General features: G+C 68.1%; 25 protein-coding genes, 1 other RNA gene and 1 riboswitch. Of the genes, 10 read left to right on the top strand and 16 right to left on the bottom strand.

Translation table 11 applies throughout. The features are described 5' to 3' along the window. Positions 1–52: 52 nt before the first annotated feature. Genes cobC through SB786_RS23985 form a run of 5 tightly spaced genes read right to left on the bottom strand, consistent with a single transcriptional unit; the run spans position 53 to position 4,303 of the window. Entirely contained in the window at positions 53–637 is a 585-nt protein-coding gene (gene cobC / locus SB786_RS24005) for an alpha-ribazole phosphatase (RefSeq protein ID WP_410729653.1), read from the bottom strand. Then, positions 622–1,398 (bottom strand): adenosylcobinamide-GDP ribazoletransferase, encoded by a 777-nt coding sequence (locus SB786_RS24000; protein ID WP_410729652.1) that lies wholly within the window; start codon positions 1,396–1,398, stop codon positions 622–624. The genes cobC and SB786_RS24000 overlap by 16 nt, the downstream gene beginning before the upstream one ends. Next, positions 1,388–2,443: a nicotinate-nucleotide--dimethylbenzimidazole phosphoribosyltransferase gene (gene cobT, locus SB786_RS23995; RefSeq protein ID WP_410729651.1), complete on the bottom strand. Its 1,056-nt coding sequence runs from the start codon at positions 2,441–2,443 to the stop codon at positions 1,388–1,390. Before cobT ends, SB786_RS24000 begins: the two co-directional genes overlap by 11 nt. Before the next feature lie 52 nt (positions 2,444–2,495). Further along, on the bottom strand, positions 2,496–3,308 hold the full coding sequence (locus SB786_RS23990; RefSeq protein WP_410729650.1) for an ABC transporter ATP-binding protein: 813 nt from the start codon (positions 3,306–3,308) through the stop codon (positions 2,496–2,498). Continuing rightward, positions 3,305–4,303 (bottom strand): FecCD family ABC transporter permease, encoded by a 999-nt coding sequence (locus tag SB786_RS23985; RefSeq protein ID WP_410729649.1) that lies wholly within the window; start codon positions 4,301–4,303, stop codon positions 3,305–3,307. Before SB786_RS23985 ends, SB786_RS23990 begins: the two co-directional genes overlap by 4 nt. A gap of 438 nt (positions 4,304–4,741) precedes the next feature. Continuing rightward, positions 4,742–4,997: riboswitch (cobalamin riboswitch) on the bottom strand. Between the two features lie 165 nt (positions 4,998–5,162). Between SB786_RS23985 and SB786_RS23980 the strand changes: the two genes are divergently transcribed. The 5 genes from SB786_RS23980 (at position 5,163) to SB786_RS23960 (ending at position 7,620) form a co-directional block, all read left to right on the top strand. Further along, positions 5,163–5,513 (top strand): ATPase, encoded by a 351-nt coding sequence (locus tag SB786_RS23980; protein ID WP_410729648.1) that lies wholly within the window; start codon positions 5,163–5,165, stop codon positions 5,511–5,513. Next, positions 5,510–5,824: a cell division protein ZapA gene (locus SB786_RS23975; protein WP_006478091.1), complete on the top strand. Its 315-nt coding sequence runs from the start codon at positions 5,510–5,512 to the stop codon at positions 5,822–5,824. Before SB786_RS23980 ends, SB786_RS23975 begins: the two co-directional genes overlap by 4 nt. A gap of 80 nt (positions 5,825–5,904) precedes the next feature. Beyond that, positions 5,905–6,086, top strand: a non-coding RNA gene (gene ssrS / locus SB786_RS23970) — 6S RNA. 108 nt (positions 6,087–6,194) lie between these two features. Continuing rightward, positions 6,195–6,656 carry an EVE domain-containing protein gene (locus SB786_RS23965; RefSeq protein WP_124663018.1) on the top strand — a complete coding sequence of 154 codons (462 nt, stop codon included), beginning with the start codon at positions 6,195–6,197 and terminating at the stop codon, positions 6,654–6,656. Positions 6,657–6,879: 223 nt separating this feature from the next. After that, positions 6,880–7,620, top strand: coding sequence for an SIMPL domain-containing protein (locus SB786_RS23960; protein WP_175714651.1), 741 nt, complete (start codon positions 6,880–6,882; stop codon positions 7,618–7,620). A 159-nt stretch (positions 7,621–7,779) separates the two neighbouring features. On the opposite strand, the gene lgt is transcribed toward SB786_RS23960, so the two are convergent. Continuing rightward, positions 7,780–8,670 (bottom strand): prolipoprotein diacylglyceryl transferase, encoded by an 891-nt coding sequence (gene lgt, locus SB786_RS23955; RefSeq protein ID WP_410729647.1) that lies wholly within the window; start codon positions 8,668–8,670, stop codon positions 7,780–7,782. Between the two features lie 89 nt (positions 8,671–8,759). Further along, on the bottom strand, positions 8,760–9,665 hold the full coding sequence (locus SB786_RS23950) for a LysR substrate-binding domain-containing protein (RefSeq protein ID WP_410729646.1): 906 nt from the start codon (positions 9,663–9,665) through the stop codon (positions 8,760–8,762). Positions 9,666–9,800: 135 nt separating this feature from the next. On the opposite strand from SB786_RS23950, the gene ilvD reads away from it, so the two are divergent. Together ilvD and SB786_RS23940 are read left to right on the top strand one after the other, a co-directional pair. After that, positions 9,801–11,474: a dihydroxy-acid dehydratase gene (gene ilvD, locus SB786_RS23945; RefSeq protein WP_410729645.1), complete on the top strand. Its 1,674-nt coding sequence runs from the start codon at positions 9,801–9,803 to the stop codon at positions 11,472–11,474. Between the two features lie 125 nt (positions 11,475–11,599). Beyond that, a complete protein-coding gene (locus SB786_RS23940; RefSeq protein WP_006750014.1) occupies positions 11,600–11,929 on the top strand; it encodes a c-type cytochrome in 330 nt (109 codons plus the stop codon). Positions 11,930–12,060: 131 nt separating this feature from the next. Here SB786_RS23940 and SB786_RS23935 read toward each other — a convergent pair whose 3' ends face one another. From SB786_RS23935 to SB786_RS23925, 3 genes are read right to left on the bottom strand one after another with little or no spacing between them, the layout of a single operon-like run. Next, positions 12,061–12,804 (bottom strand): DUF2486 family protein, encoded by a 744-nt coding sequence (locus SB786_RS23935; protein WP_410729644.1) that lies wholly within the window; start codon positions 12,802–12,804, stop codon positions 12,061–12,063. A gap of 25 nt (positions 12,805–12,829) precedes the next feature. Beyond that, positions 12,830–13,246 carry a DNA polymerase III subunit chi gene (locus SB786_RS23930; protein WP_410729643.1) on the bottom strand — a complete coding sequence of 139 codons (417 nt, stop codon included), beginning with the start codon at positions 13,244–13,246 and terminating at the stop codon, positions 12,830–12,832. A gap of 34 nt (positions 13,247–13,280) precedes the next feature. After that, positions 13,281–14,792 (bottom strand): leucyl aminopeptidase, encoded by a 1,512-nt coding sequence (locus tag SB786_RS23925; protein WP_410729642.1) that lies wholly within the window; start codon positions 14,790–14,792, stop codon positions 13,281–13,283. A gap of 122 nt (positions 14,793–14,914) precedes the next feature. Here SB786_RS23925 and lptF point away from each other — a divergent pair, with 122 nt between their 5' ends. The 3 genes from lptF to SB786_RS23910 are packed head-to-tail and all read left to right on the top strand — an operon-like array spanning position 14,915 to position 17,567. Then, positions 14,915–16,006, top strand: coding sequence for an LPS export ABC transporter permease LptF (gene lptF, locus SB786_RS23920; RefSeq protein ID WP_006757289.1), 1,092 nt, complete (start codon positions 14,915–14,917; stop codon positions 16,004–16,006). A 3-nt stretch (positions 16,007–16,009) separates the two neighbouring features. Beyond that, positions 16,010–17,158, top strand: coding sequence for an LPS export ABC transporter permease LptG (gene lptG, locus SB786_RS23915; RefSeq protein WP_410729641.1), 1,149 nt, complete (start codon positions 16,010–16,012; stop codon positions 17,156–17,158). Positions 17,159–17,183: 25 nt separating this feature from the next. Continuing rightward, a complete protein-coding gene (locus tag SB786_RS23910; RefSeq protein WP_410729640.1) occupies positions 17,184–17,567 on the top strand; it encodes a sirohydrochlorin chelatase in 384 nt (127 codons plus the stop codon). 104 nt (positions 17,568–17,671) lie between these two features. Here the strand turns inward: SB786_RS23910 and cobA are convergent, their stop codons facing one another. From cobA to SB786_RS23880, 6 genes are all read right to left on the bottom strand, one after another. Further along, positions 17,672–18,421, bottom strand: coding sequence for a uroporphyrinogen-III C-methyltransferase (cobA, locus tag SB786_RS23905; RefSeq protein ID WP_410729639.1), 750 nt, complete (start codon positions 18,419–18,421; stop codon positions 17,672–17,674). Between the two features lie 60 nt (positions 18,422–18,481). Continuing rightward, positions 18,482–19,798 carry a sulfate adenylyltransferase subunit 1 gene (locus SB786_RS23900; protein ID WP_410729638.1) on the bottom strand — a complete coding sequence of 439 codons (1,317 nt, stop codon included), beginning with the start codon at positions 19,796–19,798 and terminating at the stop codon, positions 18,482–18,484. Between the two features lie 22 nt (positions 19,799–19,820). Continuing rightward, complete coding sequence (gene cysD / locus SB786_RS23895; protein ID WP_006750023.1) at positions 19,821–20,783, bottom strand: sulfate adenylyltransferase subunit CysD; 963 nt, start codon at positions 20,781–20,783, stop codon at positions 19,821–19,823. Between the two features lie 75 nt (positions 20,784–20,858). Then, positions 20,859–21,608, bottom strand: coding sequence for a phosphoadenylyl-sulfate reductase (locus SB786_RS23890; RefSeq protein WP_410729637.1), 750 nt, complete (start codon positions 21,606–21,608; stop codon positions 20,859–20,861). Continuing rightward, complete coding sequence (locus SB786_RS23885; protein ID WP_410729635.1) at positions 21,605–22,153, bottom strand: DUF934 domain-containing protein; 549 nt, start codon at positions 22,151–22,153, stop codon at positions 21,605–21,607. Before SB786_RS23885 ends, SB786_RS23890 begins: the two co-directional genes overlap by 4 nt. 25 nt (positions 22,154–22,178) lie before the next feature. Further along, positions 22,179–23,858, bottom strand: a complete 1,680-nt coding sequence (locus SB786_RS23880) for a nitrite/sulfite reductase (protein WP_410729634.1) — start codon at positions 23,856–23,858, stop codon at positions 22,179–22,181. Positions 23,859–23,937: the final 79 nt, after the last annotated feature.

The raw sequence follows: 23,937 nt of genomic DNA, 5'->3' as shown, positions 1-23,937 counted from the left end.
GGGCTTCGAAGCGCTTCCACGCTTGCTCGGTTCAGGCGAGCATACGCTTCGCCTACGCGTCCCAGTGGACGACTTCCCACGTGCGCGCGGCATCATCCATACGCAACCACACGACGCCGGCCGTCGGCACCGGCCGCGACAGCAGCGTATCGAGCGGCACGCGCAACGCGTGCGCTGCGAGTGCGCGAATCACGCCTGCATGCGTGATTACCCATTGCGGCGCGTCGGCCTGCGCGAGCGCGTACGCGGTCCGAGCGACACGCGCGGCGAACCGCGCAACGCTTTCGCCGCCATGCGCGCACGCATGCATCAGGTCGGCCGCCCACGCATCGAGCGCGGCGCGGTCGATATCGTCCCAGCGCTGCAACTCCCACGCGCCGAAGTCCATTTCCTGCCAGCCCGCATCGCGCCGCAGCGGCACGCCGAACGCGTGCGCGAGCCGTTCGGCGACCGACGCACAGCGTATCAGCGGGCTCGTCCAGACTTGCTCGGGCAACGGCGCGCCGAGCGCCGCCAGACGCTCGCGCACGGCCCGCGCGCCCGCGTCGGCCGACGCGGCGAGCGGCACGTCGCTGCGTCCGTAGCAAACGCCCGGCTCGACGTCGACGGCCGGATGGCGAATCAGGACGAGATCCATCCGAGCACCACCAGATAGATCGCCAGTTCACCCAGTTGCTGCGCGAAGCCGAGACAGTCGCCGGTATAACCGCCGATCCGCTTCACGAAATAGCGGGCCGCCCATGCACGCACGAGCATAAGCGCGACGATGGCCGCGACGCCCGCGCGCCAGTCCGGCCACAACAGCCACGGCAGCCCGAATGCGGCCGCGACCCAGGCCGCGCGCGCGCCCATGCGCTGCGCGACCGGCTTCGCCTTGCCCTCCGGCCGAACGTAGTCGAGCGACATCAGCAGACTCACGGCCGCCGCCCGGCTCGCCGCATGCGCGGCGACCATCGTCCATGCGGCGCGCAGCGGCGGCATGGCCGCGAGCGCCTGCCATTTCAGGCCGAGCGTGATCACGAGCGCGGCCGCGCCGAACGTGCCGATGCGCGAGTCGTGCATGATCCGCAGCACGTCTTCGCGCGTATAGCCGCCGCCGAACGCATCGCAGCTGTCGGCCAGGCCATCCTCATGGAACGCGCCGGTCGCGAGCAGCGTCGCGGCCATCGACAGGCCGACCGCGATCGACGCGGGCAGCACGCGCAGCGCCGCGAGATAGACGAGCGCGCCCCACGCGCCGACGCATGCGCCGACCAGCGGGAAGTAACGCGCGGCCTGGTCCAGATCGCCGGCCGCGTAGCCGATCGCGCGCGGCACCGGCACGCGCGTGAAATAGCCGAGCGCGACGAAGAAGTAGCGCAGTTCGGCGCGTACGCCGCGCGCGCGCTCAGGCGTCACGATTGTCGACGCCCGCGGATTCGAAGCTCGCCATCTCGGTGAGGAACGCGGCCGCCGCGCGCACCAGCGGCAGCGCGAGCGCGGCGCCCGTGCCTTCGCCGAGCCGCAGGTCGAGCGCGAGCAGCGGCTTCGCGCCGAAATGCTCGAGCATGCGCCGGTGGCCGGCCTCGTGTGACGTATGCGAGAACACGCAGTAATCGCGCACGTCGGGCGCGATGCGCTCGGCGACGAGCAGCGCGGCCGTCGCGATGAAGCCGTCGACGAGGATCGTCATGCGCTCGCTCGCGGCCGCGAGATACGCGCCCGTCATCATCGCGATCTCGAAGCCGCCGAACGTCGCGAGCACGTCGAGCGGCGCGATCGCGTGCGAATGCCGGACGAGCGCGCGGCCGAGCACCGCGCGCTTGTGCGCGAGCCCCTGGTCGTCGAGGCCCGTGCCGCGCCCCACGCACGCGTCGATCGGCACGTCGAGCAGGCGGCTCATCAGGCACGCGGCCGACGACGTGTTCGCGATCCCCATTTCGCCGAAGCCGATCACGTTCGTGCCGAGCGAAGCGTGCAGGCGCACGCGCGCGGCGCCGGCCGCGAGCGCCGCCGTCGCTTCGTCGCGCGTCATCGCGGGTTCGGCCGCGAAGTTGCGCGTGCCGCGCGCAACCGGCAGCGACACGAGCCGGTCGGATACCGGCAGCGGCGACGCGACGCCCGCATCGACTATCTCGAGCACGCACTGCGCGACACCCGAGAACGCATTGATCGCCGCGCCGCCGGCCAGGAAGTTCGCAACCATCTGCGCGGTGACCGCCTGCGGATACGGGCTCACGCCCTCGGCCGCGATCCCGTGGTCGCCGGCGAACACGATCGTCACGGGACGCTGCACGTGCGGCCGCTCGGTGCGCTGGATCAGGCCGATCTGCAACGCGATCGCCTCGAGCTGGCCGAGGCTGCCGGGCGGCTTGGTCTTGTGATCGATCACATGCTGCAGGCGCTTGCGCAGCGCGTCGTCGAGCGGCGCGATCGCGGGCGGGAAGTCGGTCGGATTCATCATCGGAAGGTTGCCTCGTTGGCGCGGCCGGTGCCGCGCATCGAAAGAAGGAAGTTCATCGTCGCTCGGGCCACGCGGGCAGCAGCGCGTCGCGACCGTTCTCGCGGATCAGCACGAGCGGGTAGCCGAACGCGTCGCTCGCGCGCGCCGGCGTCAGCACGTCGTGCACGGGGCCCGCCCACGCATGGCCGCGGCCGTCGAGCAACAGCGCGTGCGTCGCGAAACGCCGCGCGAGATTCAGGTCGTGACACGAGAACAGCACCGTGCGCGGGCCCGCGTCGAGCCATCTGCACAGCGCGGTGAGGCCATCGATCTGGTGATGCAGGTCGAGATGGGCGAGCGGCTCATCGAGCAGCATCAGCGGCGCGTCCTGGCACAGCGTCGCGGCCAGCGCGACGCGCTGCCGCTCGCCGCCCGACAGCGACAGCACGTCGCGCGACGCGAGCGCGCTCAGCCCGAACGTCGCGAGCGCATCGCGCGCCGCCGCGCGGTCGCCGTCGCGCTCCCAGCCCCAGCCGCCGAGATACGGAAAGCGGTTGAGCAGCACCGTGTCGAATACCGTCGCGCTGAACGCGTCGTGCAGTTGCTGCGGCATCAGCGCGCGGCGCCGTGCGAGCCGTTCGGGCGGCCACGCGGCGAGGGGCAGGCAATCGATCTCGACGTGGCCGCCGGCCGGCTGCCGCAGGCCCGCGAGCGTCGCGAGCAGCGTCGTCTTGCCTGCGCCGTTCGGCCCCGCGACGCACCAGATCTCGCCGGGCCGGAATGCCTGCGTGAAGCCGTCGAGCAGCGTCCGGTCGCCGGCCTTCAGCGTCATGTCGACCGCCGCGCAGGTCATGTCGCCGATGGTGTGCGGTACGGCGTGCGTCATCGCATCGGTCTCCTCAGCAACATCCACAGGAACACCGGCACGCCGATCAACGCGGTCATCACGCCGACCGGCAATTGCGCGGGTGCGATCGCGGTGCGCGCGAGCAGGTCGGCCGCCATCACGCCGCCGCCGCCCGCGAGCATCGCGGCGGGCAGCAGCATGCGCTGGTCGTTGCCGAATGCGAGCCGCAGCGCGTGCGGCACGACGAGGCCGACGAAACCGATCGTGCCGGCCGTCGTCACCGCGGCCGCGGCGGCCAGCGACGCGACGAGGTAGATCCGCATGCGCAGCCGCGCGACCGGCACGCCGAGCGCGATCGCGGTCGCGTCGCCGCGCAGCAGCACGTTGAGTTGCGGCGCGGCCGGCAGCGCGACGCATGCGGCCAGCAGCAGCGCGCCCCATGCGAACCAGGGCGCCGTCACGCCGTTCAGGTCGCCCGTCAGCCAGAAGATGATCCCGCGCAGCCGCGCATCGGGCGCGAGCGACAGCAGCAGCGTGACGAGCGCGCCCCACCCGGCCGCGATCACGACACCCGTGAGCAGCAGCCGCGGCGACGCATCGCGCGAATCGCCGCGCCCCAGTTCGCGGCGGGCAAGCCCGAGCACGAGCGCGACCGACACGAGCGCGCCGGCGAACGCGGACGCATCGACGAGCCACCACGCGGCGCCCGCGATCATCGCGACGAGCGCGAAACCGGCCGCCCCGCCGGATACGCCGAGCACGTACGGCTCCGCGAGCGGATTGCGCAGCAGCACCTGCAGCAGCGCACCGGCCAGCGCGAGCAGCGCGCCGCATGCGAAGCCCGCGAGTGCGCGCGGCAGCCGCAGCGTGCGCACGATGTCGGCGAACAGCGCATCGCCGCCGTGCGGCACGAGCGACGCGAGCGCCTGCCACGGCGACATCGGCACGCTGCCGATCGACAGTGACGCGACGAACAGCAGCGCGACGACGGCCGCGAGCGCGGCCCAGATCGACGCGGCACGCGCGGCGCTCATGCGGTGCACGACATCGTGCACGACGCACGACGCCTTCGCTTGTCGCCGTTGCCGGCCGTGCGCGGCGCGGGCGTCGCGCCGCGGCGTGTTGTAGGCATACGCAAGCTCGTCATCCTTGTTGAGCAGGTTGTTGATGCGGCACGGACGACCGCCGATCCGGCGATGTCATCGCGCGCGGCACGATTGACGACACCGTCGTCGCCACACTGCGTGCCGCCAGAATCATTGTGCGCACGGCCCAGGCGCCATGCGCAGCCGAACGCGCGATTCGCCGCCATCGACACACGATACCGCGTGCGGGGATCGGCCCCCTCGATTCCGCGTTTCGCCGCGCGCGACGCGCACCGGGCGCCGGGCGAACGATTGGGGTCAGCATCGAAGACAAGTCCCGTGAAGCACTGCGCGCCCCGCTTCCCCGCAGGCCGCGCGTCATGAAGCCAGCAGGCTCCTCGCCTCGGCCGGTATCCGGGGCTGGCGGCGTACCGGCTCGCCTTCCCGCGCATTTTCACGCGCAGTGGCCCGCGCCCGCGTGCGACCTGCACGCGAAACGCGCCCGAGCCGGCCTGCGTCATGCGACGCGGCCGCTTACCGTTGCGGGGGCAGCGCAGGTTGGCGATCTCCGTGCGGAGCACGCGCCCTGCTTCCCGTTTAACCGCGCGACGCACGCGCGAGCACCGAGGCGGCGCCAGTTTAGGAGCGGGCCGCACGAGCGTCAAGAAAGCGCCCGGACGCATGCAGGGAGCGCGTCGGACGCGCATATTCGCGGCAAGAAGCCGGGGTGTTACGACTGGAAACGTTACAGATGTCGGAATGCGCGTTATTCCGCGCTAAAATGCTGGGTCTTTAGAGGACGCAGCAGATGCTCAACGAACTCGAAACCTTATCTCAAAATATTGGCCGTCTGATCTCGCTGAACAAGCGCTATCACTCGGAACGGCTCGCGCTCGAGGAGCAGGTCGCGCAAATGCGCGCGGAAGCGGACGCCGTCCGCGCGGAACTCGCGCAGTTGCGCGACGAACGCAATGCACTCGCGGCCGAGCGCGACACGCTGTCGGCAAAGATCGACGACGCTCAGGTCAAACTGAACGCGATTCTCGAAAAGCTGCCGCGCACGAAGAGCGCCGAGCAAGCCGACAACCAGCTCGATCTGCTGGATGCGCAGGCGCGCCCGGATAGCGACGACGCGGCCAGCCACGGAGAACATGCATGAGCACCAAGCAGATCGAAGTCTCGATTCTCGGTCAGCCCTATCGGCTCGCCTGCTCGGCCGAGACCGAAGCGGCGCTGCTCGAGGCCGTCGCGCGCGTCGATGCCGAAATGTCGAAAATCCGCTCGAACAGCTCGGTGCGCGGCACCGATCGCATCGCGGTGATGGCGGCCCTGTCGCTCGCATCCGAATTGCTGCGACTGCAAACGAGCGTGCGGCACGGTGAAGCATTTCCGGCGGAAGAAATCCGTCGTACAATGCACCAGATGAACGAACAGCTCGGCGCGGTGCTCGCACAGCACGAGACGCAGTAACGTTTGATCGATGCGTCGATTCCCCTTGATCTCGGCGATCAACGGTGGTCAAATTGGCGCAACGAAACACAGTTCAGTCAGCTTCCCTGCCTGGTTCGCCAAGGTCATATATTCCTTGAACCAATGCCATGTGCACGGTTGCGGAAATTTGTAGCACGGGCGCGCGCGTCACTCTGTCTGATGTACCCGAAGTGCTGCTAACTGCGACCAACTCTGAACCTCAGGTTCAGGATGCCGGCCTAGCGGCCAAGGCGGGGGCCTATTCAACGGCATCGGGGCATCCCGATGCCGTTTCCTTTTCAGGGTCTGTCTGCATGCCGAACGCGTACGCAGACAGGCCGTCACGCCCTTTCTGCATCGATCACGATCCATGCAATACTGGCTGATGAAGTCCGAACCGGACGAAGCAAGCATCGACGATCTCGCCCACGCGCCGCAGCACTCGCTGCCCTGGACCGGCGTGCGCAACTATCAGGCGCGCAATTTCATGCGCGACACGATGAAGATCGGCGACGGCGTGCTGTTCTATCACTCGAGCTGCCCCGAGCCGGGCATCGCGGGCCTTGCCGAAGTCTCGTCGACGCCCTACCCCGATCCCACCCAGTTCGATCCGAAAAGCCCGTATTACGATCCGAAGTCGACGCAGGAAGCACCGCGCTGGCTGCTCGTCGACGTGCGCTTCGTGAAAAAGTCGGCGCTCGTGCCGCTCGCCGCGCTGCGCGAACACGACGAACTCGCCGACATGCGCGTGCTCGCACGCGGCAACCGGCTGTCGATCACGCCGGTCACGCGCGCCGAATGGCGCTTCATCACCGAAAAGCTGATGAAGTAGGCGCACGCAGTAGGCGCGCGCAGCAGGCACGCGCAGCAGGCGCACACAAGCCAAAGGTCAAATCCGGTCAACACGCGCCACCGCCACGGAACTCGCGGCGCGTTCGCGCGGCCTAAGCAACCGCTGTCGCCCGCTCGGGCCGACGGCCGTTTTTTCGTCGCGCGGCACGCCCGCGTCGCGCACGCGTGATCCGCGTGCGCGCCCTCGCACAAGGAGTCCAACAATGACCAAGAAAACCGCACTCGCGCTGTCGCTCGCCCTCGCCGCCGCCGTGCCCGTCGCGCTGACGCTCGCGTCGCCGGCCGCGCATGCGCAGACCGCGAACCCGCACTTTCCGGAGCCGGCGGGCGTGCTGTCGCTGTCGTCGCAGGCCAGCGCCGACGTGCCGCAGGACATCATCCACATCACGCTGTTCTACGAACAGCAGGCGAAGGACCCGGGCAGCCTCACGTCCGCGCTGAACCAGCGCGCCGATGCCGCGCTCGCGCAGGCGAAGGGCGTGTCGGGCGTGACCGCGCACACCGGTGCGTTCTCCGTGTATCCGAGCACCGATCGCGACGGCAAGATCTCCGCATGGCGCGGCCGGACCGAAGTCGTGCTCGAATCGCGCGATTTCGCAGCGGCGTCGAAGCTCGCGGGCCAGTTGTCGAACCAGATGCAGATCGCGAACGTCGAGTTCTCGCTGTCGCCCGAAGCGCAGCGCGCGGCCGAGCAGAAGCTCACGACCGAAGCGATCAAGTCGTTCCGCGCACGCGCGGACGAAGCCGCGAAGGCGTTCGGCTACGGCAGCTACTCGATCCGCGACGTGAACGTCGGCGGCGGGCGCAACGTGCAGCCGTATCCGCGCATGATGGCGATGGCCGCGGCGCCGATGGACAACGCGAAGATGAGCGCACCGATCGCGGTCGAAGGCGGCAAGGCGACCGTGTCGGTCACGGTCAACGGCTCGGTGCAGATGAAGTAACGCACATCGCGCCACACTCGGCGGATGCAAAAACGCCGGCCCTCGGGCCGGCGTTTTTCGTTTGCGCTCCTGCGATCGATGCGATGCCGATCGTGCGCATCGGCATCGCATCACGCGTCACACTGCACGCCCATCACGCAACCTCATCACGCAGCCTCATCACGCAGCCGCATTCACGGGGCGTCGGCGGTAGCCCCACACCAACAGCGCGATGCCCGCGAGGATCATCGGCAGCGACAGCCACTGCCCCATCGACAGGCCGAGCGCGAGCAGGCCGAGGAAGTCGTCCGGTTCTCGCGCGAATTCGACCGTGAAGCGCGCGAGCCCGTAGCCGATCAGGAACAGCGCGGACACCGCACCCAACGGTCGCGGCTTGCGCGAGAAGAAGAACAGCACGAAGAACAGCGCAATGCCTTCGAGCGCGATTTCGTAGAGCTGCGAAGGATGGCGCGGCAGCATCTGGTACTGCATGAACACGTCGGCAAGATGCCACTTCTCGACGAGCGCCGGATGCTTCGGCAGCCATGCCGCGTCGTCGCGCATCGCGCCCGGGAACAGCATCGCCCACGGCGAATTCGGATCGGTCACGCGGCCCCACAGCTCGCCGTTGATGAAGTTGCCGAGCCGCCCGGCCGCGAGCCCCGCCGGCACCATCGGCGCGACGAAATCGGTGACCTGCAGCCAGTGGCGCTTGCGCTGCCACGCGAACAGCACCATCGCGAGCGTCACGCCGAGGAAGCCGCCGTGGAACGACATCCCGCCCTCCCACACCTTGAACACGTCGAGCGGATGCGAGAAGTAGAAGTCGGCCTTGTAGAACAGCACGTAGCCGAGCCGGCCGCCGAGCACGGTGCCGAGCACGCCGTAGAACATCATGTCGTCGATGTCCTTCGCGGTCCAGCCCTGCGCCGCGACATGCGGCAGCTTCAGGCGGATCCGGCCGACGACGATCGCCGCGATGAACGCGACGAGATACATGAGGCCGTACCAGCGCACGGCCAGCGGCCCGAGATGGATCGCTACGGGGTCGAAATTCGGGTGAATGATCATGGGTTAGCGATGAAGTTTTCGAATGCGGTACGGCGCTCGCACCGGCGCCGCACCGCGCATTGGACGGCGCCGGCGCGCCATCGTTCGCGTCACGTGGCGAGACCGTGTGCGCGCACGACGTCGATGAAGCCGGCGAGCACGGGACTGACATCGCCCGTGCGCCACACGAGGCCCGTCTCGACGACCGGCGCGTCGCCGGCGAGCGGCCGGTAGACCACGCCGGTGCGCCGCAGGTTACGCAGCGATTGCGGCACCAGTGCGACGCCCATGCCGGCCGACACGAGGCTGACGATCGTCTGCATCTGGATCGCCTCCTGGCCGATGTGCGGGGTTTCCCCCGCCGCGCCGTAGCAGCCCGTAATGATGTCATAAAAGCCGGGCGCCAAACGACGCGGGAAGATCACGAGCGGCAGCGCGGCCAGGTCGGCCAGATGCACGGGCTCGTCCTCGGGCACGCCGGGCGCCGCGGCCGCCGGCATCGCGACCACCAGCGGCTCGCGCACGACCGGCAGGTACGACAGCCCGGCTGCGTGGCGCGGCGGCACGGGGGGAATCACGAGCCCCGCGTCGATACGTCCCGCGACGAGTTCGTCGATCTGCACGTCGCTCGTCGCCTCCGCGAGTTGCAGCCGCACCTGCGGATGGCGCGCGCCGAACGCGCGCAGCAGTGACGGCAGCAGCCCGTAATCGGCGGTCGACACGAACGCGAGCGACAGCGAGCCGGCTTCGCCGCGCGCGAGCGGCGGCAGCGCGTCGGCCGATGCGAGCAGCCGGCGCACGTCGGGCAGCAGCGCCGCGCCGACGGCCGTCAGCGCGACCGAGCGCTTGGTACGCACGAACAGCGCGACGCCAAGCGCATCCTCGAGCGCCCGGATCGCCTGCGACAGCGGCGGCTGCGTCATCGACAGGCGCTCGGCCGCGCGGCCGAAATGACGCTCGTCGGCCACGGTCACGAAATAGCGCCACTGGCGCAGGTCGGGCGTCGGATCGGCCATGCTTCACTCATTCGCAAAACGACTTAATAAGCGACAAATAATATATTGGACATCCCAAACCGGAAACTCCATTCTTGATTGATCCAAACCGGCGCGCCGTTCGCGAGCGCAGCCAACACAACGATGGAGTCACCCATGCCGTACAACCGTCGCTCGAAGCACATCACGCAAGGCGTGGCCCGTTCGCCGAACCGCTCGATGTATTACGCCCTCGGCTACCAGAAGGACGATTTCGACAAACCGATGATCGGCATCGCGAACGGCCACTCGACGATCACGCCGTGCAACTCGGGCCTGCAGCGGCTGTCGGACGCGGCCGTCGCGGCGATCAAGGCGGCCGACGCGAACCCGCAGATCTTCGGCACGCCGACGATCTCCGACGGCATGTCGATGGGCACCGAGGGGATGAAGTACTCGCTGGTGTCGCGCGAAGTGATCGCCGACTGCATCGAGACCTGCGTACAGGGCCAGTGGATGGACGGCGTGGTGGTGGTCGGCGGCTGCGACAAGAACATGCCGGGCGGGATGATCGCGCTCGCGCGCCTGAACGTGCCCGGCATCTACGTGTACGGCGGCACGATCCGCCCCGGCCACTGGAAGGGCCGCGACCTGACGATCGTGTCGTCGTTCGAGGCGGTCGGCGAGTTCACCGCCGGCCGGATGTCGCAGGAGGATTTCGAAGGGGTCGAGAAGAACGCCTGCCCCACGTCGGGGTCGTGCGGCGGGATGTATACGGCGAACACGATGAGCTCGTCGTTCGAGGCGCTCGGCATGTCGCTGATGTACTCGTCGACGATGGCGAACCCCGACCAGGAGAAGGTCGATTCGGCCGCCGAATCGGCGCGCGTGCTGGTCGAGGCCGTGAAGCGCGACCTGAAGCCGCGCGACATAATCACGAAGGCATCGATCGAGAACGCGGTGTCGCTGATCATGGCGACCGGCGGCTCGACCAACGCGGTGCTGCACTATCTCGCGATCGCGCACGCGGCCGAGATCGACTGGACGATGGACGACTTCGAGCGCATCCGCAAACGCGTGCCGGTGCTCTGCGACCTGAAGCCGTCGGGCCAGTACGTCGCGACCGATCTTCACCGGGCAGGCGGCATCCCGCAGGTGCTGCGCATCCTGCTCGATGCGGGGCTGCTGCACGGCGACTGCATGACGATCACCGGCCGCACGATCGCCGAGGAACTCAAGGATGTGCCGGGCGTGCCGCGCGCGGACCAGCAGGTGATCTTCCCGATCGATCGCGCGCTGTACAAGGAAGGGCATCTGGCGATCCTGAAGGGCAACCTCGCGGAACACGGCGCGGTCGCGAAGATCACGGGCCTGAAGAACCCGGTGATCACGGGCCCGGCGCGCGTGTTCGACGACGAGCAAAGCGCGATGGACGCGATCCTCGGCGACAGGATCCGCCCGGGCGACGTGCTGGTGCTGCGCTATCTCGGCCCGCAGGGCGGCCCCGGCATGCCGGAAATGCTCGCGCCGACATCGGCGATCATCGGCAAGGGGCTCGGCGAATCGGTCGGCTTCATCACGGACGGCCGCTTCTCGGGCGGCACCTGGGGGATGGTGGTCGGTCACGTCGCGCCGGAGGCGTTCGTCGGCGGCACGATCGCGCTCGTGCAGGAAGGCGATTCGATCACGATCGATGCGCACCGGCTGGTGTTGCAGCTGAACGTCGACGACGCGGAACTCGCGCGCCGCCGCGCCGCGTGGAAGCAGCCGGCGCCGCGCTACACGCGCGGCGTGCTCGCCAAGTATGCGGCCCTCGCGCGCCCGGCGAACCAGGGCGCCGTCACCGGCTGATGCGCCGCGCGGGGCATGCGACCCCATTTCAAGCGACCGCCCGGGAAACGCGCAAAACGCGTTTCCCCTTTGCTTTTATAATGCGCGGACCGTGAAGCCGGCCGTCCCCGCCGGCGGAGAACCGCATGAAACAGACGATATTGCGCGCGCTGCTCGCGGCGCTGCTGACCGGCAGCGCGGCGGCCGCGCACGCCGACCTGGCCGGCGACGGGCTCGCGCTCGCGCAGCGCAAGAACTGCGTGGCCTGCCATGCGGTCAGCAAGCCGTTGATGGGCCCGCCGTTCCACGACATCGCCGGCAAGTACGCGGCGCGCGCCGATGCGGTCGATTACCTCGCGCAATCGATCGTAAAGGGCAGTATCGGGGTGTGGGGCAGCGTGCCGATGCCCGCCAATACGCAGCTGACGAGCGCCGAAGCGCACACGCTCGCGCAGTGGGTGCTGTCGCTGCATTGAACCGGATGAACGGGCGCACGCGCGCTGCGCGCCGGCACCGTCCCGCTCTCATCGACATGACCGGCTCGGCGATCGTCATCGCCGATGAACGGACCCGCACTCGCGTTCCCATGCACGAAACGATCGTGCACTCAGCCTGAACGGCCGGTCCGGCGGCGGGCGATCTCTTCGTCGACCGCGTCGCGAACCCACGCCATCACTTCGGTTTCGAGCGCCAGCGCCACCTCGCGCGTGATCTGGCCGACCAGCCAGGCCGTATGGTCGTGCAGCGCGTCCCGGCAGCGGGCCTCGATGGCCTCGCGCCCTTCCCCGGTCAGATAATTCGTCAGTCGATTGCGTAGCCGCTCGGCGATATGCTGCGCGTCCTCAGGCGTCAACGCGGCGGCCGGATGCGTATCCGGCTGCGCCGCGCCGGGGAGATGATCGGTAGCCAGCCCTTCGGCACCCGGCGCGCCCGCGTGCGGCGGCATCGCTTCGTCGGCTTCCGCCAGCGCCGCGGCAAAGCCGGGCTGCTGCGCATCGTCGGCGGCCAGCGCGGATTGGAGCGGCGCCTGCATCCCGGCCGATTCCTCGGCAACGACGTGCCCGGCGGCACCGGGTTGCGCCGGTGCGTCGCTGTCGCCCGGCAGTTCGACGGTCGGGACGTGCGGCGTCGGCACCGGCTCGACCACCACGAATTCGGGGTCGGGCTCCGCGTGTCCGGAAGCACCCGGCGCAGCGGCGGCGCGGCCCGGCGCGATCACGTCGGTCAGCACCGGCACGGCGGCATCGTCGCGCGGCGGCGCGTCGGCCGCGGAAGAACGCGCCGGCACCGGCTTGCCCGGCACCAGCACGTCGGTCAGCGTCGGGATCGAAGAGGATTCGGCTTGTGTCACGGGAAGGCTCCGTCGACGGTTGCAGCTAGCTGCCCTGCTTGTAGTTGTTCAGCGCGTATCCGCGATCGCGGTAGAAGCGATAGCGGTCGCGGCCCGCGGCCAGCTCGTCCGGCGCATTGCCGACCACCTCGAGCAGGCGCTCGAAGCGGGCGAACTGCGCGGGCACGGCCGCGCCGAGGTTCAGCAGCACATGGTAATGCGGCGCCTGGTCGAGATCGGCGGCCAGCACGATCGGCGTGCCGGCCGCGTGCGCGCTGTCGACGCCGCAATGCGGGATGAAATCGAGCGGCGAGAACGTCCAGAGCCGCTCGTCGAGCGCGCGCAGGCGCGCGGGTTCCGCGAGCACGACGACCGGCTGCCCGGCCAGATAAGCCTTGCGCAGCAGCCGGCACGCATACGCGAGCGAATCGCCGACGTTCGAATGGAAATCGATTCGCGTCATTGCCCGCGCACCCGCATCGTCGTGAGACCTGCCATCACTGGCCGGCGCGGTCGATCAGGAACTGCGCGAGCAGCGGCACCGGACGGCCGGTCGCGCCCTTCGCCGCGCCGCCCTTCCAGGCGGTGCCGGCGATGTCCAGGTGCGCCCACGGATAGCTGTCGGTGAAGCGCGACAGGAAGCACGCCGCCGTCACGGCACCGGCCGGACGCCCGCCGATGTTCGCGATGTCCGCGAAGTTCGACTTCAGCTGATCCTGGTACTCGTCGTCGAGAGGCATGCGCCACGCCGGATCGTTCGCTTCGCGCGATGCGTCGAGCAGTTCGCCCGCCAGCGCGTCGTCCTTCGAGAACAGGCCGCTGTTGTGGGCGCCGAGCGCGATCACGCACGCGCCCGTCAGCGTCGCCACGTCGATCACCGCGGCCGGCTTGAAGCGCTCCGCATAGGTCAGCGCGTCGCACAGGATCAGGCGGCCCTCGGCGTCGGTGTTCAGCACCTCGATCGTCAGCCCCTTCATGCTGGTGACGATGTCGCCCGGCTTCGTCGCGTTGCCGCCCGGCATGTTCTCGCAGGTCGGCACGATCGCGACGACGTTGATCCTCAGGCCCATTTCGGCGATCGCACGCATCGTGCCGAGCACCGAACCGGCGCCGCACATGTCGTACTTCATCTCGTCCATGCCCTCGCCCGGCTTCAGCGAGATGCCGCCCGTGTCGAACGTGATGCCCTTGCCGACCAGCACGACCGGCGCGGCCTTCGCGGCGGCGCCCTGATAGTGCAGCACGATGAACTGCGGCGGCTCGACCGACGCGCGCGCGACCGACAGGAACGAGCCCATGTTGAGCGCCTGGATCTGCTTCAGGCCGAGCACCTCGGCCTTCAGACCCCAATCCTTCGCGATCTTCTTCGCGGTGTGGCCGAGATAGGTCGGCGTGCACACGTTGCCGGGCAGGTTGCCCAGGTCGCGCGTGAGATCCATCCCGTTCGCCAGCGCGACGGCCTGCTTGACCGCCAACTTCGCCGCCTTTTCATCGGCCGGATCGACGCTGAACACGACGCGCTTGAGCGTGTGCGACGCCGGTTCCGGCTTGCTCTTCATCTGCGTAAAGCGGTAGGTCTCGTTGCGCAGCGCGAGAATCGCCGCGCGCACGCCCCAGTCGGAGCTGCGCTCGTCGACCGGCAGCTGCGCGAGCGTGAACGTGACCTGGACGATCCTGGTCGCCAGCAGCGCGCGCCATGCGGCCGTCACCGCGTCGGTGTAGGCTTTCTGATTGAAAGCATCCTGCTTGCCGAGGCCGACGAGCAGCACGCGCGACGCACCGATGCCCGATACTTCGTGCAGGAACAGCGTCTTGCCGCGCTTGCCGTCCATGTCGCCGGCCTTCACCACGCGCGAGATGAGCCCCTTGGTGGCTGTGTCGATGTCGAGCGCCGCGCCCGAAAGGGTTTGCGCCTCGAAGATGCCGAGCACGATGCAATCGGACTTCCCCGTCAGGAACCCCTTGGCCTCGCCTTTGCTCCAATCACAGCCTTTTATGCTAAAGTCCATCGCGCTTGTCCTCGGATAAAATCTGGGCTAAGGATGAAAGCCGCAATTATCCGCTATTTTTCCCGTGGCGGCGCGAGCGCTCCACCACGCGTGCGCAGCCTCCCGCCCTCTTCTCATCAAGAATGATCTTCGAACGCTCCCTCCAGCGCGAGCTTGCGTATACGGCTGGCGCCGTGTTCATGGTGCTGCTCACGATCATGCTCACGACGATGATGATCCGCATCGTCGGCTATGCCGCGTCCGGCGAAATCGATCCGCGGGACGTGCTCGTGCTGATCGGCCTGACCGTGATCGGCTATCTCGCCGTGATGCTCGTCGTCACGCTGTTCGTGTCGATCCTGTTCGTGCTGACCCGGTGGTACCGGGACTCCGAAATGGTGGTCTGGCTCGCGTCCGGCGTCAGCCTCACGCGCCTGATCAAGCCGATTGGCGTGTTCGCCACGCCGATCATCCTGCTGATCGCGTTCTTCGCGTTCGTCGGCTGGCCGTGGTCGAACCAGCAGAGCAAGATGATCAAGGCGCGCTTCCAGCAGCGCGACGAGATCTCGCTGCTCGCGCCCGGCCAGTTCCGCGAATCGGCGTCGAACCATCGCGTGTTCTTCATCGAGAAGATGTCGCCGGACCAGAGCAAGGTGCAGAACGTGTTCGTCACGTCGACCGAGAACGGCAAGGTCAATATCGTCGTATCGCACACGGGCCACACGGAAACGAAGGACGGCGATCGTTTCGTCGTGCTGGAAGATGGCCGCCGCTACGACGGCACGCCCGGCCAGCCGAACTTCAAGATCATGGAGTTCCAGCGCTACGGCGTGAAGATCACGAGCACCCCGGTCACCAACGTGCCGACCACCAACAGCACGCCCACGCCCGACCTGCTGCGCAATCCGACGCGCGACAACCTCGCGGAATTCGCATGGCGCGCGGGCTTGCCGCTGATCGCGATCAACCTGATGGTGCTCGGCATCCCGCTGTCGTACCAGAACCCGCGCCGCAGCCGCACGATCAACCTCGTGATGGCCGTGCTGATCTACCTCACGTACTCGAACCTGCTGAACGTCGTGCAGGCGCAGATCGAGCAGGGCAAGATGTCGTTCGGCGTCGGCCTGGTCGGCCTGCATGTGATTGTCGCGGCGATCGTCGCGCTCATCTTCTGGTTGCGCGTGCGCAATCGTCCGCTGTTGACACGCGCGCTGTTCGGCCGCTCGGGAGCATGATCGATGCGGCTCTATGAAAAATACTTCGCGCGGCAGATCTACGTCACGTTCGTCTTCATCCTGTTCGCGTTCTCGGGCCTGTTCTTCTTCTTCGACCTGATCAGCGAACTGAACTCGGTCGGGCACGGCAACTACAAGTTCGGCTACGCGGTGCTGCGCGTCGCGCTGCAAACCCCGTCGCGCTTCTACGAGATCATCCCGGTCGCCGCGTTGATCAGCGCGATCTACGTGTTCGCGCAAATGGCCGCGAACTCGGAATTCACGATCTTCCGCGTGTCGGGCCTCGCGACCAACCAGGCGCTGCGCTCGCTGCTGAAGATCGGCGTTCCGCTCGTGATCATCACCTACCTGATCGGCGAATTCGTCGGCCCGTACGCCGACCAGCTGTCCGAACGCGTGCGGTTGCAGGCGCTCGGCGCGTCGGTGTCGTCGAACTTCCAGTCGGGCGTGTGGGTGAAGGACACGCTCGCGGCCCGCGAGAACGGCGAGCAGGTCACGCGCTTCGTCAACGTCGGCAACCTGTCGCCCGATTCGACGATCAGCAACGTGCGCATCTACGAGTTCGACTCCAAATTCCAGCTGCAGAACGTGCGGATCGCGCAGACGGGCCGCTACGAGCCGCCCGGCCACTGGCTGCTCAAGGGCGTCACGGAAACCGAACTGACGCCGATCAAGCCGATCAGCGGCGCACCGGCCGATGCGCTGAACCCCGTGTACCGGTCGCAGCAGGTGACGCTGCCGGAATACCGGCTGCGCTCGGATCTGACCCCGCAGATCCTGTCGGTGCTGCTGGTGTCGCCGGAACGGATGTCGATCATCAACCTGTTCCGCTACATCCAGCACTTGCGCGAGAATCAGCAGGACACGCAGCGCTACGACATCGCGCTGTGGCGCAAGCTGCTCTACCCGTTCGCGGTGTTCGTGATGCTCGTGCTGTCGCTGCCGTTCGCGTACCTGCATACGCGCGCCGGCGTGGTCGGCGTGAAGGTGTTCGGCGGCATCATGCTCGGCATGAGCTTCCAGCTGCTCAACACGCTGTTCTCGCACATCGGCACGCTGAACACGTGGCCCGCGCCGCTGACCGCGGCGACGCCGGGCCTGATCTATCTCGCGCTCGGCCTGTTCGCGCTCAAATGGGTCGACCGGCACTGAGCGCCGTCACGACGGAGGCTTCGACATGAGTTCGCACGGCATCGTCCTGTTCGGCCACGGCGCACGCGATCCGCGCTGGGCCGAGCCGTTCGAGCGGCTGGCCGCACGGCTGGGCGGCAGCGGCGCACCCGCGCCGCACGTGTCGCTCGCGTTCCTCGAACTGATGACGCCCTCGCTCGACACAGCCGTCGCCGCGCAGGTCGCGGCCGGCTGCACGCGCATCACCGTGGTGCCCGTGTTCTTCGGCCAGGGTGGCCATGTCCGTCGCGACCTGCCGCAGCTCGTCGACGCCTGCCGGGCCGCCCATCCGAATGTCGTGATCCAGTGCGCGACGGCGGTCGGGGAAGACGACGGCGTGCTCGATGCAATCGCACGCTACTGCATCGACCAGATCGGCCGCAACGCGTAGCCGGATCAACAGCACCAACAAAAAAGCGCCGGCTTCCGCCAGCGCTCATTTGAATCACCCACCGCGAAGCCAAGAGGCCGCCGCATGGGAACCGCTACGTCGATTCAAGCCGCATTGCGCAACGCATCGCCCGCTTTCGCGGGTCGCACGCGTTCGGCAAACGCATCGCCGATCATCAGCAGGCTCGGCTCCGCCGGATCGAGCCACGCCTGCGCGTCGCCCGCCGCCATCTGCGCGAGCGTCAGCGTCAGCATGCGTTCGCGCGCGGTGCTGCAGGCCTCGACGATCGCCACCGGCGTCGCGGGTGCGCGGCCCGCGTCGATCAGCTCCTGCGCGATTCCCGGCGCGCTGTCGCGGCCCATGTAGTAGACGATCGAATCGGCGCGCGCGGCCTCGCGAATCTCGTCGCTGCCCGGTGCGCGGCTGTGCGTCGCGAACGCGACGCTGCGCGACACGCCGCGCAACGTCAGCGAGCGCTTCAGCGTCGCCGCGCCGGCCAGCGCCGCGGTGATGCCCGGCACGACCTCGTAGTCGATGCCGGCCGCCTCGAGCGCACGCATTTCCTCTTCGGCGCGACCGAACAGCATCGGGTCGCCGCCCTTCAGCCGCACGACGCATGCATGCTCGCGCGCCGCGTCGACGATCTGCTTGTTGATGAAGTGCTGCGCGGTCGAACGCTGCCCGCAGCGCTTGCCGACCGCGATCTTGCGCGCGTTCGGCGCGTAGTCGAGCATCGCCGGCTCGACGAGCGCGTCGTGCAGCACGACGTTGGCTTGCTCGAGCAGCCGCGCGCCGCGCACCGTGATGAGGTCCGCGGCGCCCGGCCCTGCTCCGATCAGATACACCTTGCCCATGTTTGTCGCTTCGCTTGGGTTCTGCCGCGGCGGCCGCTTCGCCGCCGCGCAGATTGACGGTTACGCCGAGAACGCCCGGATCATGCCGGCGGCGACCGTGTGGTGCGTCGCCTCGTCGATGAGCACGAATGCGCCCGTGCCCGGATGTGCATCGTACGTGTCGCAGACGATCGGCTTCTGCAGCGTCAGCGCGACGCGGCCGATGTCGTTCATCTTCAGGTCCTGGCGGTCGGTCGCTTGCGACAGCGTATGCACGTCGAGCACTTCCTTGACCGCGCCGATCTTCGCGAACACCGTGCTCGTGGTCTGCTTCAGCAGATACTTGCGCTGCGGCGACAGCGGCGTCTCGTCGAACCAGCACAGGTCGGCCTCGAGCTTCTTCGCCGGCTCGACCGGCTCGGCGGTCGTGACGAACATGTCGCCGCGCGACACGTCGACATCCTGCTCGAGGCGAATCGTCACCGTCTGGCCCGCGAATGCGTGCGCGACGGATGCGGTGCCGCCCGGCACCGGCGCGACGATCTCGGCGATCGTCGCGGTGCGGTTCGACGGCAGCACGACGATTTCATCGCCGACCTTCACCTCGCCCGATTCGATCCGGCCCATGTAGCCGCGGAAATCGTCGGCCGAGCTGCCGTCCTGGCGGGCGACCCACTGCACCGGAAAGCGCAGCGCGTCATGCGCCTGCGTCTCGACCGGCAGCGACTCGAGCACGTCGAGCAGCGGCTCGCCCGCGTACCACGGCATGCGCTCGCTCGCGCCGACGATGTTGTCGCCCTTCAGCGCCGACACCGGCACGAAGCGCACGTCGGTCAGGCCGAGCTGCTTCGCGAGCGTGACGTAGGCGTCGCGGATCTCGTTGAAGCGCGCTTCGCTGTAGTCGACGAGGTCCATCTTGTTGATCGCGACGATCACGTGCTGCAGCGCGAGCAGCTTCACGATCGCGCTGTGGCGCTTCGTTTGCGGCAGCAGTTGCGCAACACCGTTCTCGAGCGTCACGCGCGTCGCGTCGACCAGGATGATCGCCGCATGCGCGGTCGATGCGCCCGTCACCATGTTGCGCGTGTACTGCTCGTGGCCCGGCGTGTCGGCGATGATGAACTTGCGCTTCGCGGTCGCGAAATAACGGTACGCGACGTCGATCGTGATGCCCTGCTCGCGCTCGGCCTCGAGCCCGTCCGTCAGCAGCGCGAGGTCGAGCTCGTCGCCGACGGTGCGCTTGTTCTTCGCGCGCGACAGCGCGGACAGCTGGTCGGACAGCACGGCCTTGCTGTCGTACAGCAGGCGGCCGATCAGCGTGCTCTTGCCGTCGTCGACGCTGCCTGCGGTGATGAAGCGCAGCACGCCGAGGTCTTCGGTGTTCTCGATGATGCTCATGATGTGAATGTCCTCGTGTGCTTCAGAAATAACCTTGCTTCTTGCGCTGTTCCATCGCGGCTTCGGAGGCCTGGTCGTCCATCCGGGTCGCGCCGCGTTCGGTGATCTCGGTCACGGCCGTCTCGGCGATGATCTTCTCGACGTCGTCCGCATCGCTCGCCACCGGGCACGTGCAGCTGATGTCGCCGACCGTGCGGAAGCGCACCTGCGCGATCTCGCTCGTCTCGCCGTCACGCATCGGCGTGAGCGGCGTGACGGGCACGAGCAGCCCGTTGCGGCGCACGATCTCGCGCTGGTGCGCGTAGTAGATCGACGGCAGTTCGAGGTTCTCGCGGGCGATGTACTGCCACACGTCGAGTTCGGTCCAGTTGGAGATCGGGAACACGCGCAGGTGCTCGCCCTTGTGCAGGCGTGCGTTGTACAGGCTCCACAGTTCCGGGCGCTGCGCCTTCGGATCCCACTGGCCGAATTCGTCGCGGAACGAGAAGATTCGCTCCTTCGCACGCGCCTTCTCTTCGTCGCGGCGCGCGCCGCCGATCAGCGCGGTGTAGCCGTGCTGCTCGATCGTCTCGAGCAGCGTGACGGCCTGCGCGGCGTTGCGCGAATCGGTTTCGCGGCGCAGCACGACCGTGCCGCGCTTGATCGAATCCTCGACGTGGCCGACCACCAGCTCGGCGCCGAGCTCTTGCGCACGACGGTCGCGGAAGTCGATCACTTCCTCGTAGTTGTGGCCCGTGTCGATGTGCACCAGCGGGAACGGCAGCGTGGTCTTGCGGTTCGCGCCGAGGCCGAATGCCTTCAGCGCGAGGTGCAGCACGACGACGGAATCCTTGCCGCCCGAGAACAACAGCGCCGGCTTGCTGCACTCGGCGACCAGCTCGCGCAGGATGTGGATCGACTCGGCTTCGAGCCAGTCGAGGTGGCCCATTCGGTTGTCGGCACCGGTGGGCGGGGCAAAGGCGGATTGCTCGAGCGTCGTGCTCATGATTTCAGTCCTTCTCTTCTGGGTTCGTGCCGCCCGCTGTCGCAGGCGGCGCAATATTCGGTTTCTTGTCGGCTGTCAGTGCGCGGCGCCGGCTTCGGCGTTCGCGGGAATCGGCGTGATCGTGATGTGCAGCCCGCATTCCTTCGTGTCGCGCGACTCCCACCACCAGCGGCCCGCCCGGCTGTCCTCGCCGGGGCGGATCGCGCGCGTACAGGGCTCGCAGCCGATGCTCGGGTAGCCGCGCGCATGCAGCGGGTTGACCGGCACGTCGAACGCCTTCAGGTACGCCCACACGTCGGCTTCCGTCCAGTCGGCGAGCGGGTTGTACTTCGCGATCCCGCGCGCTTCGTCCTGTTCTTCCTCGTGCAGCTCCGCACGCGTGACCGACTGCTCGCGACGCTGGCCCGTGACCCACGCGCCGACGTCGGCCAGCGCACGGTTCAGCGGCTCGACCTTGCGGATGTGGCAGCACGACTTGCGCAGCTCGACGCTTTCGTAGAACGCGTTCAGGCCGTGCTCGGCGACGTACTGGTCGACCGCGTCCTGCTGCGGGTGAAACTGCTCGATCTCGTAGCCGTAGCGCTCGCGCACGCGGTCGATCATGCCCAGCGTTTCCGCATGCAGGCGGCCGGTGTTCAGCGAGAAAATGCCGATCGACACGCCCTTCGACAGGATCGCGTGCGTGAGCAGCATGTCTTCCGCGGCGAGGCTGCTCGCGAACTTCACCTTCTCGTGCCGGGCGCCGATCCGCGCGAGCAGCGCGTCGAGGCGCTCGACCTTCGCGGCGAGTTCCGGCGTCAGTGCGGTGGCAGTCGCGGCGCTCATGCGCTCACCTTCGTGTCGGGCGTCGCTACGTCGGCGCGGCGGCGGAACAGCGGCGCCGGCTCGTCGAACGCGCCCTGGTAACGCTGCGTGAATTCGCCGAACGCGTTCAGCGCGTCGTGGATGTCCTTGTCGGCACGCACCGCGAACGCGTCGAAGCCGCAGCGCGACATGTACAGCAGCTGATCGCGCAGCACGTCACCGATCGCACGCAGCTCGCCGGTCCAGCCGTGGCGCTCGCGCAGCAGGCGGCCGATGCTGTAGCCGCGGCCGTCGGCGAAGCGCGGGAATTCGACCGCGATCAGCGAGATCGCGCCGAAGTCGGCCACGAGATCGGCCGGCTCGCTGTCGGGCGCGAGCCACACGCCGAGTTCGTCCTTCGTCTTCGCGGCGACGAGCGCCGCGCGCTCGGCCTGCCACAGGGTGAACGGCACCAGCACCTTGCCGGCCGGCAACGCGTCGACCGCGGGCAGTGCACCATCTTCCGCCGCGCGCACGACCTGCCATGCGTCGTCGATCACTGCGCGGTTCTTGATAATCGAAGCCATCTGCAAATTCCTTCTAGCCGGTTGGTTACGCGTTCACTGCCTGGCGCGCCGCATACACGCGCTCCTTGAACGGCGCGATGCCGATGCGATCGTACGTGTCGATGAAGCGCTCGCCGTCGGTGCGCGCCTCGACGAACGTGTCGATCAGCTTCGCGATCACGCCCGGCACTTCTTCCGCCGAGAACGACGGCCCGATCACGCGGCCGAGGCGCGCGCCGTTGCGGCCCGTGCCCTGCTCGCCGCCGAGCGACACCTGGTACCACTCGGCACCGTCCTTGTCGACGCCGAGGATGCCGATGTTACCCACGTGATGATGACCGCACGAGTTCATGCAACCGGAAATATTCAGCGACAGGTCGCCGAGGTCGTACACGTAGTCCAGATCGTCGAAACGCTGCTGGATCGCCAGCGCGATCGGGATCGACTTCGCGTTCGCGAGCGAGCAGAAGTCGCCGCCCGGGCACGCGATGATGTCGGTCAGCAGGCCGACGTTCGGCGTCGCGAAGCCGGCCGCCTTCGCCTTTTCCCACAGCGCGAACAGGTCGCGCTTCTTCACGTTCGCGAGAATCAGGTTCTGCTCGTGCGACACGCGCAGTTCGCCGGACGAGTACGCGTCGGCCCAGTCGGCCACCAGATCCATCTGCGCGTCGGTCGCGTCGCCCGGGGCCACGCGGTGGTCCTTCAGCGACAGCGTGACGGCGGCATAGCCCGGCACCTTGTGCGGCGCGACGTTGCGCTCGACCCAGCGCGCGAACGCCTTGTTCTCGAGCAGGTGCTGTTCGAACGATGCGTCGGTGTCGGCGAGCTTCTCGTAGACGGGCGGCAAGAAGGGCTGCGACACGCGGTCGAGCTCGGCCTGCGTGAGCGTCGACGGGCCGTCCTTCAGGTGCTGCCACTCTTCCTCGACCTGCTGCGCGAACTTCGCGGGCGACAGCGCCTTCACGAGGATCTTGATCCGCGCCTTGTACAGGTTGTCGCGGCGGCCGTAGCGGTTGTACACGCGCAGCACGGCTTCGCAGTAGGTGAGCAGGTGCTGCCACGGCAGGTCTTGCTTGATCACCGCGCCGACGATCGGCGTGCGGCCGAGGCCGCCGCCCGCGAGGATGCTCGCGACCACTTCGCCCTGCGCGTTCTTCTTCAGGTACACGCCGAGGTCGTGGATCTGCACGGCCGCGCGGTCGTCCTTCGAGCCGGACACCGCGATCTTGAACTTGCGCGGCAGCCATGCGAATTCGGGATGGAACGTCGACCACTGGCGCAGGATTTCGGCCCACGGACGCGGATCGATCTCCTCGTCCTGCGCGACGCCGGCGAACTGGTCGGCCGTGATGTTGCGAATACAGTTGCCCGACGTCTGGATCGCGTGCATCTGCACCGATGCGAGCTTCGCGAGAATTTCCGGCGTGTCTTCCAGCTCGACCCAGTTGAACTGGATGTTCGAGCGGGTCGAGAAGTGACCGTAGCCGCGGTCGTGTTCGCGGGCGATGCGCGCCAGCATGCGGAGCTGGTCGCTGCGCAGGTTGCCGTACGGAATCGCGATGCGGTGCATGTACGCGTGGCGTTGCATGTACAGGCCGTTCTGCAGGCGCAGCGGACGGAACTCGTCTTCGCTCAGCTCGCCCGACAGGCGGCGGCGCACCTGATCGCGGTACTGTGCGACGCGTTCGTCGACGATCGTCTGGTCGTACTGGTCGTACTGATACATTCGGGGACCCCAGGGTTTTCGTGGTGACCGCGCGACGTCCTAGCCACGTCGCGCCCGGATCTCCGTTCCGCCGCCACCG

The sequence above is a fragment of the Burkholderia sp. SIMBA_062 genome (assembly GCF_046534765.1).
Lineage (GTDB): Bacteria > Pseudomonadota > Gammaproteobacteria > Burkholderiales > Burkholderiaceae > Burkholderia > Burkholderia ambifaria.
Note: the sequence above shows the minus strand (reverse complement) of the source record. Positions and strands in the feature narration are given on the sequence as shown.